Annotated in this window: 12 protein-coding genes and 1 pseudogene; 8 read left to right on the top strand and 5 right to left on the bottom strand. The window is 68.3% G+C overall.

Features of this window, described 5'->3' with window-relative positions; all coding sequences use genetic code 11:
* The first annotated feature begins 254 nt into the window (after positions 1 to 254).
* The 5 genes from ACZ4FV_RS43390 to ACZ4FV_RS43410 all read left to right on the top strand — a co-directional run bounded on the left by ACZ4FV_RS43390 (position 255) and on the right by ACZ4FV_RS43410 (position 3,858).
* Positions 255 to 1,484: a hypothetical protein gene (locus ACZ4FV_RS43390; RefSeq protein ID WP_465326355.1), complete on the top strand. Its 1,230-nt coding sequence runs from the start codon at positions 255 to 257 to the stop codon at positions 1,482 to 1,484.
* The gene (locus tag ACZ4FV_RS43395) at positions 1,468 to 2,241 is read left to right on the top strand and encodes an alpha-ketoglutarate-dependent dioxygenase AlkB family protein (RefSeq protein WP_395874366.1); all 774 of its coding nucleotides are present in this window, start codon (positions 1,468 to 1,470) and stop codon (positions 2,239 to 2,241) included. The genes ACZ4FV_RS43390 and ACZ4FV_RS43395 overlap by 17 nt, the downstream gene beginning before the upstream one ends.
* Before the next feature lie 129 nt (positions 2,242 to 2,370).
* The gene (locus ACZ4FV_RS43400; RefSeq protein ID WP_465326358.1) at positions 2,371 to 2,871 is read left to right on the top strand and encodes a GNAT family N-acetyltransferase; all 501 of its coding nucleotides are present in this window, start codon (positions 2,371 to 2,373) and stop codon (positions 2,869 to 2,871) included.
* A gap of 237 nt (positions 2,872 to 3,108) precedes the next feature.
* Positions 3,109 to 3,468 (top strand): hypothetical protein, encoded by a 360-nt coding sequence (locus tag ACZ4FV_RS43405; RefSeq protein WP_395874362.1) that lies wholly within the window; start codon positions 3,109 to 3,111, stop codon positions 3,466 to 3,468.
* 60 nt (positions 3,469 to 3,528) lie between these two features.
* Positions 3,529 to 3,858, top strand: a complete 330-nt coding sequence (locus tag ACZ4FV_RS43410) for a hypothetical protein (RefSeq protein ID WP_465326361.1) — start codon at positions 3,529 to 3,531, stop codon at positions 3,856 to 3,858.
* 227 nt (positions 3,859 to 4,085) lie between these two features.
* Here ACZ4FV_RS43410 and ACZ4FV_RS43415 read toward each other — a convergent pair.
* Positions 4,086 to 4,223, bottom strand: a pseudogene (locus tag ACZ4FV_RS43415) (two-component sensor histidine kinase); the annotation flags it as partial.
* Positions 4,224 to 4,616: 393 nt separating this feature from the next.
* On the opposite strand from ACZ4FV_RS43415, the gene ACZ4FV_RS43420 reads away from it, so the two are divergent.
* Together ACZ4FV_RS43420 and ACZ4FV_RS43425 are read left to right on the top strand one after the other, a co-directional pair.
* A complete protein-coding gene (locus ACZ4FV_RS43420; RefSeq protein ID WP_402241941.1) occupies positions 4,617 to 4,823 on the top strand; it encodes a cold-shock protein in 207 nt (68 codons plus the stop codon).
* Positions 4,824 to 5,193: 370 nt separating this feature from the next.
* A complete protein-coding gene (locus ACZ4FV_RS43425) occupies positions 5,194 to 6,753 on the top strand; it encodes a DEAD/DEAH box helicase (RefSeq protein ID WP_395874354.1) in 1,560 nt (519 codons plus the stop codon).
* Positions 6,754 to 7,305: 552 nt separating this feature from the next.
* On the opposite strand, the gene ACZ4FV_RS43430 is transcribed toward ACZ4FV_RS43425, so the two are convergent.
* The gene (locus ACZ4FV_RS43430) at positions 7,306 to 7,779 is read right to left on the bottom strand and encodes a MarR family winged helix-turn-helix transcriptional regulator (protein ID WP_395874352.1); all 474 of its coding nucleotides are present in this window, start codon (positions 7,777 to 7,779) and stop codon (positions 7,306 to 7,308) included.
* A gap of 461 nt (positions 7,780 to 8,240) precedes the next feature.
* On the opposite strand from ACZ4FV_RS43430, the gene ACZ4FV_RS43435 reads away from it, so the two are divergent.
* On the top strand, positions 8,241 to 8,789 hold the full coding sequence (locus ACZ4FV_RS43435) for a bifunctional 4-hydroxy-2-oxoglutarate aldolase/2-dehydro-3-deoxy-phosphogluconate aldolase (protein ID WP_402241938.1): 549 nt from the start codon (positions 8,241 to 8,243) through the stop codon (positions 8,787 to 8,789).
* Positions 8,790 to 8,831: 42 nt separating this feature from the next.
* Here the strand turns inward: ACZ4FV_RS43435 and ACZ4FV_RS43440 are convergent, their stop codons facing one another.
* Genes ACZ4FV_RS43440 through ACZ4FV_RS43450 form a run of 3 tightly spaced genes read right to left on the bottom strand, consistent with a single transcriptional unit; the run spans position 8,832 to position 10,715 of the window.
* On the bottom strand, positions 8,832 to 9,419 hold the full coding sequence (locus ACZ4FV_RS43440; RefSeq protein WP_402241936.1) for a histidine phosphatase family protein: 588 nt from the start codon (positions 9,417 to 9,419) through the stop codon (positions 8,832 to 8,834).
* Positions 9,412 to 9,648, bottom strand: a complete 237-nt coding sequence (locus tag ACZ4FV_RS43445; protein WP_402241933.1) for a hypothetical protein — start codon at positions 9,646 to 9,648, stop codon at positions 9,412 to 9,414. Before ACZ4FV_RS43445 ends, ACZ4FV_RS43440 begins: the two co-directional genes overlap by 8 nt.
* A complete protein-coding gene (locus ACZ4FV_RS43450) occupies positions 9,645 to 10,715 on the bottom strand; it encodes an ROK family protein (protein ID WP_465326365.1) in 1,071 nt (356 codons plus the stop codon). The genes ACZ4FV_RS43445 and ACZ4FV_RS43450 overlap by 4 nt, the downstream gene beginning before the upstream one ends.
* Positions 10,716 to 11,105: the final 390 nt, after the last annotated feature.

Consider the following 11,105-nt stretch of genomic DNA (forward strand, 5'->3'; position numbering starts at 1 on the left):
TGTCCCATCGCAACGCCCCACCCGGGCCCGGCCCGCACACCCGGGCAGGACACAGGACACCGGCCGGCGCAGCCCGCACACCGCCCGTACAGCAAACCCGTTGCCCGCTGTCGAGCCCCCGTGAGAGCATCGAGAGTTAAACGGTCCGTCTCCTTTCGTTTGCGCTTCGCAACGCAAATGAAAGAGTGCGGGCCGTTGTCATGTCCACGGTTTTGAACAATTCATCAAGATCTGCGAATGACAGGTACCGTTCGATGTACACAACAGAGCCTACCGAAGCCTGCATCGAGGATGCGAGCAACATCCTGGTTGCACCTTCGATGGTGCAAGACAATGACTTGATCAGGGACTTCTTCGGGTCCACAATCACGCCGGAGGACCTCGCTTCCGGTTCGGCCGACCTCGCGCAGAAGACCGTCTACCTGTGCGGCGATATATCTCGCATCAGCGGCAGCCAACTGCATGCGGCAGCCCGGGTATTCGTTATCCGGGAGCTATCACACGGTCACCACGAGGACATCGACAAATCTTGGACCCTCGTCGACCTCGGCCGAGTTCCCGTCGTAGTACACGGCGTCGGCGTGTACTACCGCCGCTTTTTCGGACTCGGTGCCGATCACTTCGGGCGGATCCGTGCAGAGCACGCGTTCCAGTCCCTGACGGAGTCCACCAAGCCGGGAACAGCCCATCGCAGCGGAATCTACCTGACGCCTGTCACACAAGACGGCGATGAACTACATTTCCGCCTGCTCCGGTGCTCCACGAATCTCTCGGGGCCCACCGAGGGCTTTCGCCCGACCGACACGAGCATCGTCGAGGCTCTGAACCGCGAGGCCGCCGCCGTCTTCCGGAACCAGGCACCGCTGAATCACGTCCTCGCTCAGATCTACCACAACACCCTGGCCACGGCCGAGCGTAAGCAGTCCAAGGCCAAGATCTCGGCCCACGCCGACAAGACCAAGGACATGCCCGCCAACGGCATCATGGCGTTCTGCACCTTCTATGACGGGCTCGACAAACTGCGGCCCCTGGCCGAGGACGCCTTCGATTACGGAGTGAAAGGTGGCAGTGGGCTGACCAAACTCCACTTTCGCCTCAAGGAGCAGACCGAGGAACGCGACGGGGTCGCGCTCCCCTCGCAGTTCACCCTGACCCTCTATCCCGGCTCCGTGTTCTTCATGCCGCTGTCCACGAACCGCCTGTATACGCACGAAATCCGGCCCTCAACGCTGGACGCCGAGTTGCTCCCGACCCGCCTGGGCTACGTGGTTCGCTGTTCGAGCGCCGAAGCCGTTCACAAGGACGGCCACACGTTCCTCAAAATGGCCCGCGATGTGGTGAAACTGGGGCCACCCACACCGGCCGGCATGAACGAGCTGCGCAGGCTGTACGCCGAGGAAAACAAGACCTCGTCCTTCATTGACTACGGCGACGAATTTCTCTTCAGCATGAACACGGGAGACTACGTTGCCCCCAGAGTCTAGGATCTCGGATGAGATTCTCTCGTGCGCTTTGCCAACCGAGGAGAATCTCTTTGCGGAGCTGTCCGCGTCGGCTCGTTTGGAAGAGGTGGGTAAAGGCCGGCAAGGCGCCGCGCTTACCCGGATCGACGAGGTGGGTGGCGTACCTCTCGTACGGACTACCACTCGATACAGCAGCCCGGCGCAGCGTTTCCGGGCGGTGCACGAACGGTTGGCACAACGAATTCAAGAACGTGCGGCGCTTCCGGTCGGCTTCAACAACGCTCTCATCGAGAGCTACACGAACGCTTACACAACCATGGGCAGTCATTCCGACCAGGCCCTCGACCTGGCCGACGAGTCGTTCATCGCCGTCTTCTCCTGCTACCGACATCCCGAAGCGAGCCCGCCGAGGAAGCTGATCTTCGAATCAAAGGGGTCCGGTGGCGAGAAGTTCGAGATCCCCCTCGCCCACAACAGTATCGTCGCGTTCTCTGTCGACTCGAATCGGCGACTCAGGCACAAAATCGTATTGGACACGCCCACCGCCCGGACGGCGGAGAACCAATGGTTGGGTGTAACCTTTCGGACGTCGAAGACCTTCGTGCGGTTTCGCGACGGACAGGTATACCTCCCGCAGGGTGCGCGCCTCGTTTCGGCCGACGATGAGCAGAGGCGCGAGTTTTACCGACTGCGGCGCCGCGAGAACAATGAAACGGACTTCCTCTACCCCCCGCTGACCTACACCGTCAGCGAGAGCGATCTGATGCCGCCCGTCTGACCTCGAGGGGCATTTGCACCGCACCGCGCGAAAGGCATCACGCAAGCCGAAGCAACCATGGTCTTCGGGCTGTCCGCCGCTGATGGGAACTCAGGTGGCCTCGGCACGCCGCCCGGATAGAGTTGCGCAATGCCCGAGCTGAAGCAGCTGAATGCAGGCCACGCCCCGGCGGTCCTGGCCTTCGAGCTGGCGAACCGTGCCTACTTCGCCGCCTCGGTCTCCGACCGCGGCGACGAGTTCTACCACCACTTCGCCGACCGGCACAGTGCCTTGCTGGCTGAACAAGAGGCCGGCGTCTGCGCCTTCTACGTGCTCGTCGCCGAGGAGGGCTCGGTTCTGGGCCGGTTCAACCTGTACGACCTCGAGGACGGCGCCGCCGACCTCGGTTACCGGGTCGCGCAGCACGTCGCCGGCCGCGGCGTGGCGACGGCGGCCGTCCGAGAGTTGTGTCGGCTGGCGACGGTGCGGCACGGATTGCGAACACTGCGGGCAGCCACCGCTCTTGCCAATGCCGCGTCCCAAAAGGTGCTGACCAAGGCCGGGTTCGTTTCGGTCGGACCCGCCGACCCGGCCGACCTCGGCGGCAAGCCGGGCACCTGGTACCAACGCGACCTGACACTCCGGCCGTAGACCGGGGACGCCCTTGCGTTCCGTGGTTGCGCGATGCCCACGCCCCGGGCGTCGCGTCCGCCATGGCCTACTCCCCATGACCGTGTCGGCGCGGCACCGCCTCGGCGAAGCCGCCACGCCGATCGTTCAACCCTGAACGGATGGCGTCTTCACGCCATGAGGTCGATCGACCTCCCGATGTGATCAATATTGGTTGCGGGCCCGACCATTCAGCCATCACGTCTCAGGGAGTCCGCTATGCACCGACGCCGTTTCCTGCCGCCCGCGCTCGCCTTCGTCACCTCGGCGCTGCTCCTCGCCACCGCGGCCGCCGCCCCGGCCGGCGCCGCGGACGCCGTACCCGCGGACGACGGCCCGCGCACCGCCTGCCTCGTGATCACCAAGCAGGGTGGCGGCCATCCGACGATCTTCGACAGGTGGGCCGATGTCCGCAACGACTGCGGACGCCACATCGACCGGGTCACGGTCCAGCTCGACTACCACTTCGACCCCGCATGCCAGGCGCTCGCGGCCGGTGGGTCCACCCGCTACCACTGGATCTCGACGCTCCAGGAGAACGTCGAGGCGAACTACGCGTACGAGTGCCCCGGGCCCTGAGCCGCGTCGGCTCCGGCCCTCGCTCACAGTTCATGTGTTCATGCGTTCAAGGAGCAACTCATGCGCAAGCGCAGCAACCGACTCACCATGCTCGGCACGGCCGCCCTGCTGGCCTTCGGCGCCGTCGCCGCGCCGGGTCAGGCCGCCTCGGCCTCGCCTGCGGCTCCCGCCGAGCCCGCTGCCGGGGACTACATGAAGTGCGGCTTCTCGCACCACAAGAGCCTCCCGCAGTACGGCGACTGGTACTACAACTGCACCTGGGCGGACGCCCGCATCACGATCAAGTGGAAAGACGGGCACGTCGATTGGAAGTGCGCCGAAGCCGGCCTGGCCTACCGGCTGGGTGATCTGAACACGGTCGAGGACGCCTGGATCGCCGCCCAGTGCTGACGGTTCGACGGAAAACGTCGACCTTGGCGAACCCGGATCGATTCGCCGGCGACGGCGGGCCTCCGTTACCGGGCATCACGAGCGCGTGGCAGGGGTAAAACGGGCGGCCCAGTCCCGGTCGACGAACTCGGCTTCGACGCCGCGTTCGACTACCACGACGGCCCCATCCTCGGTCCGGCGGCTTCCCACCTTCGTCTCATCCGATGCGGCCGAGCGGACGGTCGCCATCACCTGAGAATCGCGGGTAGTTCCACACCTACCCGGATCCCACCGGCGGAGCGCGGGGTCAGGGTGGGTGTTCCGTCGTGTGCCTGGGTGATGGTTTTGACGATTGCCAGGCCGAGGCCGACGCCCGCGTGCTCGGTACCGATGCTGGGCTTTCCCCCAGGGTCAAGGTCAACCCGTGGCTCGGGCTCCGGCTCCGGCTCGGGCTCGGGCTCCGGCTCGGGCTCGGGCTCGGGCTCGGGACAAACGAACACGTGGATGTTCGAACACGCCATCGGCCGGGGCGCGTCGCCGTCCCCGAAATCGCCGATCATCGAACCGGTTGATCGTCGAAGTCCGCGAAGCCGTCGCTATCCGTGCTATGTTGATCTCAGTTGCAGTTGTGGTACCCATGAACTTTGTGTGCACCTGACGGGCGTGTTCCGTGGGTGCATTTTTTTGTTTGGCCGGTCATCTCCGGGTGGGCTCCTTGCGGCGACGCGGAATCGCACTGTGTGGATTCCGGTACTGCTTCCCAGACGAAGGAGAACGACATGGCGACCACCGGCACCGTGAAGTGGTTCAATGCGGAAAAGGGCTTCGGCTTCATCGAGCAGGACGGCGGCGGCCCCGACGTCTTCGCCCACTTCTCGAACATCGCCACCCAGGGTTTCCGCGAGCTCCAGGAAGGCCAGAAGGTCTCCTTCGACGTCACCCAGGGCCAGAAGGGCCCGCAGGCGGAGAACATCGTTCCCGTCTGACGCTTTTCGGCGGCCGTACCAGGGCCCGCCGCACCGTGAGGTCGCGGGCCCTGCCACGGCGTTCGCATTTTCACCGCGGGCCGCCCGTCCCTCTTCCCGAGGTCGTGGCGATGGCACGCGACGCAGTACCCCCGCCCGGTAGGCGGCAGTCGACGGCTTACGACCGCACACCGCCCACCGCCCCCGGACTTTCCGGTCCGCTCCAGCCGGCCGCATTTTCCCCACAGCGCCGCGCCTCCGAAGTGTGTTCGCGCGAATTCCTTCGCCCCACTTCGTTTCTGCTTTTCATTTCGGCTCGTTCTCGTGATACCTTGCGCGGCTTTCGGCTGCCGGGTCTCCGCGGTACGTGCCGTGTCGAGGAAGGTTCCCCGTGAACCCGAACGCCCGCTCCACCAATTCTTCGTACAGCTCCTCTTCCCGCGGACGCAGCGGCGGCACCGGCGGCTACGCCCGCTCGGCCTCCGGTGGCAGCGGCTACGGCCGTTCCGGCGCCTCGGGTCGCTCCGGCGGCTACGGCCGTACGGGCGGTTCCGGTGGCCATGGCGGCTACGGCCGTCGCTCCTCCGGCGTCCGGGGAGAGTTCGCGCTTCCGGTGACCATCACCCCGGCGCTGCCCGCGGTGGCCTCCTTCGCCGAGTTGGACATGCCGTCCGAGCTGCTGGCGACGCTGACCGGTCTGGGCATGACCGAGCCGTTCCCGATCCAGGCGGCGACGCTGCCGAACTCGCTGGTCGGCCGCAACGTGCTGGGCCGTGGCCGGACCGGGTCGGGCAAGACGTTGGCCTTCGGCCTGGCGTTGCTCGCCCGTACCGCCGGCCGGCGCGCCGAGCCCAGGCACCCGCTCGCGCTGGTGCTGGTACCCACCCGTGAGCTGGCCCAGCAGGTCACCGACGCCCTGACGCCGTACGCCCGTTCGCTGCGACTGCGGATGGCCACGGTGACCGGCGGCATGCCGATCGGCCGCCAGATCACCGCGCTGCGGGCCGGCGCCGAGGTGGTCGTGGCCACGCCCGGCCGGCTCAAGGACCTCCTCGACCGCGGCGCCTGCGTGCTGGCCGACGTCGGTGTCACCGTCCTGGACGAGGCCGACCAGATGGCCGACATGGGCTTCATGCCCCAGGTCACCGAACTCCTGGACCAGGTACGCCCCGACGGCCAGCGCATGTTGTTCTCCGCCACCTTGGACCGCAACGTCGACCTGCTGGTGCGCAAGTACCTGCACGACCCGGTCGTGCACTCGGTCGACCCCTCGGCCGGCGCGGTCACCACGATGGAGCACCACGTGCTGCACGTGCAGGGATCGGACAAGAACGCCGCCACCACGCACATCGCCGCCCGCGAGGGCCGGGTGATCATGTTCCTCGACACCAAGCACGCGGTCGACCGGCTCACCGCGCACCTGCTCAACAGCGGCGTCCGCGCCGCCGCGCTGCACGGCGGCAAGTCCCAGCCCGAGCGCACCCGCACCCTGACCCAGTTCAAGTCCGGCCACGTCACCGTCCTGGTCGCCACCAACGTCGCCGCGCGCGGCATCCACGTGGACAACCTCGACCTGGTCGTCAACGTCGACCCGCCCAGCGACCACAAGGACTACCTGCACCGCGGCGGTCGCACCGCCCGCGCCGGCGAGTCCGGCAGCGTGGTCACCCTGGTCCTGCCCGGCGAGCGCCGCCAGATGGTCCGCCTGATGTCCGACGCCGGGATCACGCCGCAGATCACCCAGGTCCGCTCCGGCGAGGCCGAACTGACCCGGATCACCGGTGCCCAGGCGCCCTCCGGAATCCCGGTCGTCATCACCGCGCCCGCGGTGGAGCGCCCCCGCCGTACCGGCAGCGGTTCCTCTTCACGCGGACGCCGCAGCGGCTCCGCCCAGGCCCGCCGCTCCGGCCCGGTCGGCCGCCCCGCAGCCCGCGCGGTCACCGCCGCCTGACCCGCGCCCCGCGACATCCGGCCCTGAAGAGCCGGTCACACCCGCCCATCGGGCGGACGTGGCCGGATACTTCAGGGCCTTCGCCGTCTTCGGGACCCTTCGCCGCACCGGACTCGTCGACGGCGCAAGCCGCGACCATCGCGTAGGTCGCGGCAACCGCGGCGAACGGCACGACAAGACGCGGCGTATCGGACTCGATCCTGATCCGCATGGGACCCGACCTCGCCGCCGTCACCGTCGCCGGAGCCACCCCGCTCGCCCCCGCGACCTTGGAGCGACTCACCCACCGCGCCGCCGAACTCCTGCGCTCCGCCGTCCGCGATTGACCCCGACGCGCCGGCTGCGGGCACCGCGAGGCAAGAACGGAATCCGTCATGGGATCGAGCAGGGTTGCCGACAGGTCGAGGACGAGTTGGGTTGGGTTGGCTTGGGTTGGGTTGGGTTGGGCCGACTTCCAATTCCGTTGCGACACCGCTGTCCGCCGCCACCAGACTCTGGTCAACCGTCACCGGCGTCGCAAAGCCGTCGGATGACCCTGCCTGAGGGCGGTGTTCAGCCTCCTTCGAGTTCCCGGCGCACGGTGGCTGCGATGCGGGTGAGTGCGGTCTCGAGGTGGCGGCGTTGCGCGGCGGTGAGCGGATCGAACACGAGTCGTTTCACCTGGGCGACGTGTTCCGGTGCGCTTTCGACGAGTTTCTGCCGGCCGGCGTCGGTCAGGGTGGCGAGGGTGTAGCGGCCGTCGCCGGGGTCGGGTCGGCGGGCGACCCAGTCGCGGGCCTCGAAGCGGTCCATCGCCTTCGACAGGCGGGGCAGGGTGCTGTCGCAGAGGCGGGCCAGGTCACCGAGCCGCATCGTGGCCTCGTCGGCCGCGGACAGCCGGGCCAGGACCCCGTACTCGAAATTGGAGATGCCCGCGTCCCGCTGCAACTGGCGGTCCAGGGCCGCCGGGAGGGCGATGACGACCGTCAGCAGCGCCTGCCACAGGTCCTGCTGATCGTCGTCGAGCCAGGGCGACCGAGTGTCCATGAGCCTCATCATACTTGCCCGGGAAACTCGCATCACTTGCCTCGGCAACTCCGCATGAGTCACTTTTTCACTTGCCCGGGCAAGTCAAAGTACTTGCCGAAGCAAGTGAAGAAGCTGATCGCGCCGGCGGGCGGCCGTGCACGCGCGGCGTCCCGCCGGGCCGGCCCGGCCGGCCCGGTGTCCCCAAACGTCGCGGTCGGCGGACAGGAACCGGGGGTGCGCGAAGCCCATGACCGTTCCGGTGGGCGGGTTCGAGCGTCGATCGGCCCGTAGCTCGTCCGCGAACGCGAACCCGCCTCGCCTTTGTGTCAGTCCCACACGTCGACATGGGTGACCCCGTCGCGATGTCCTAACCCGAAGGAGAGGCTTGTGACGGAGACCGGTCGGCAGTTGCGGCGGGCCTGGATCGCGCGGCTGGGCCCGCAGGGTGAGGTCGACGTCGACCAGGCGGCATGCCCGGCATGGCCCGTGCGTGTCTGGTGATCTCTCTGCGCGTCGTCGAAATCTCGCTGACCACGCCGGACGCCCTGGAAGCGATCCACACGATCGCCCGCGAGCACCCCGACGCCCTGATCGGCGCCGGCACGGTGCTGGACGCCGCGTCGGCGCGCGCCGCCGTCTCGGCCGGAGCCCGCTTCCTGGTTTCGCCGTCACTGCACCGCGACGTGGTCAAGACCGCGCACCGCGACGTGGTCGAGACCGCGCACCGCCACGGCGCGAGCGCCATTCCCGGAGTGGCCACCCCCACCGAGGCGATCGCGGCCGTCACCGCAGGCGCGCACGCCGTCAAGCTGTTCCCCGCGAGCCAATGGACCCCCGGGTCCTTCCGCGACATGCGCGCGGCCCTGCCGCAGATCCCGTTCGTGCCCATCGGGGGTATCACCCCCGCGCACGCCCCGAGCTGGATCGCGGCGGGAGCGATCGCGGTGGGCATCGGCGCCTCCATCACCGCGGGCACCCCGGAGGAGGCGGTGACCCGAGTGGGCGAACTGCTCGCAGCCTCGGCGTAGTTCCCCGTCAGGACCCCGCGACACCGCGGCCTGGAGTTTGGGTCATGAAATGTTCCAGCCCAGCAGGACCGGCTCTTCGCGCTCGTAGCCGAGTGCGCACAGGCGAGCCGTCTCCAGGCGGAACAGCCGGCCGTCCTCGGGCGGGAGCCCCAGCCAGCGGGCGGTCAGCGCCCGCAGCAGGTGCCCGTGCGCGACCAGCACCGCGTCGTGACCGCCCGCGAGCACGGGCCGCACCCGCGCCAGCACCCGGTCCACCCGCCGGCCCACGTCGGCGATGGACTCGCCGGGGTGGTCGGCGTCGCCCGGGATCACCCCGTCGCGCCACACGAGCCAGCCCGGCACGCTCTCGCGGATCTCGCGGGTGGTGATGCCCTCGTAACCGCCGTAGTCCCACTCGACCAGGTCGGGTTCGATCTCACCCCCGGTGATCCCGGCCAACTCGGCCGTGTGTCGAGCCCTCCGCAGCGGGCTCACGAGGGCGAGCGCGAACTCGCGTCCCGCGAGCAGCGACCCGACGGCCTTGGCCTGCGCCTCGCCCTCTGCGGTCAGAGGAATGTCGGTCAGGCCCGTGTGTCGGCCGGACCGAGTCCACTCGGTTTCGCCGTGTCGTACGAGCATCAGTTCACGCATGTGGTGCGATCCCAACTTCATCCGGGTTGGCGGCGACGTGTCGACCGCTTGGAAACTGCGCGCAGTTGTGTTCATTCGCCGGCACGCGCGAGGCCCCCGCGAGGGTGAGCGAGGCGAACCGGAAGTTCGGGACGACGAGGTCGACGAGGTCGACGTGGCCGACGTGGTCGACGTGGTCGACGACGTAAGTGACGTCGAGGGCGGCGTTGAGCGTGTCGGTGCGGATCACAGAAGCCTCGGTTCCTCGGTACGGGCCGGGCCGGGCGCATCCTCCACTGCGCGCCATGCATACACACCGGCGCCCAGGCAGCCCGCCTCGTCGCCGAGCTCCGCACGGACCAGGCTCGGGTGGCGCTGGAACGTCAGCCCTTCGGCCAGGCGGGCGCGGACCGGGCCGAAGAGGAGTTCACCGGCCTCGGCGAGACCACCGCCGAGCACGATCAACTCGGGGGCGAGCAGTGTCGTGGCGATCGCGAGCGCGGCGCCGAGCGCCTCGGTCGCACGGTCCCACACGGCCTGCGCATCGGCATCGCCGCAGGCCACCAGCGCGGCGACCTCCTCGGCGCCGCTCACCGGTCGGCCCGACCGAGCGGTGTAGGCGGCGGCGATCGCGGATGCGGAGGCCACCGTTTCCAGGCAGCCCCGGCCGCCACAGCCGCACACCGCACCATCCGGGTCGATCCGGAGATGGCCGAGTTCACCCGCATAGCCCTTCGCCCGGACCGGACGCCCGTCGCTGACGACGGCGGATGCGATGCCGGTCCCGATCGCCACGAACAGCACGTAGCGGGCGCCGCGTGCGGCTCCCACCAGGCATTCGGCGGCGCCGCCCGCCCGCACGTCGTGACCGAGCACGACCGGAAGACCGGTCCGCTCCCGGAGGAGGTCGGCAAGCGGAAGGTCGCGCCATCCGAGGTTTGCCGAATACACGGCACGGGCCAGATCCTCGTCGACGACCCCGGGAACAACGACCCCGACCCGGCAGACCGTCAGTTCGCCGGCTTCGGCGCGCTCCGCGAGTTCCATCAGGACGGCCGCGATCTCGGCCACCACCGCGTCCGGGCCAGCATGGCGCGGCGTCGCCCGACGGACCGCGGCCAACGGCCGCAGGCGTCGGTCCAACAGCGCACCTTTCATGCCCGTGCCGCCGACGTCCAGGGCAATCACGCATTCACCGGCCGACGCGGCGTCCCGCGTGAGGATGCGTATGCCGGCGAGCCGGTTTCCCTCGGATTCCAGGTGGGTCCGCAGCGGTGCAAGCGTGGCCGTGGTGCGGGACGGGTTGGTGGTGGGCATGCGACTCCTATGCGCAGATGCAACTCGGGATGCACTGTGACTGCTCGAAGTTGCTTGATGTCTAGCACATTCGCTCAAAATCAAGCAATCCATCGCCCGTTTGGGCACCATTCGGCTGCTCGAACGAGCCCTGCGGGTGACCGGATCGCCGAACCGAGGCCCGTCGCAACACCCCGGAAACCTCCACAGTGAAGTCTGTGACACGCACCCGGCCGTCTTGCCTGACGTGCTCCGACTGCCTCGTCGGATTGGTCTAGACCCTGCGTCCGGCCTTCGGAATCGGTGCGGACCTTTCTCCGTCGAGGTGTTGACTGCCGACACGGCGAGTCCGCAAAATGCTCGCTGTTGCTCAAGAGTTTTCTTCAAATCCGTGTTGCGAACAGTTTTGCG

Source organism: Embleya sp. NPDC025285 (assembly GCF_055558835.1).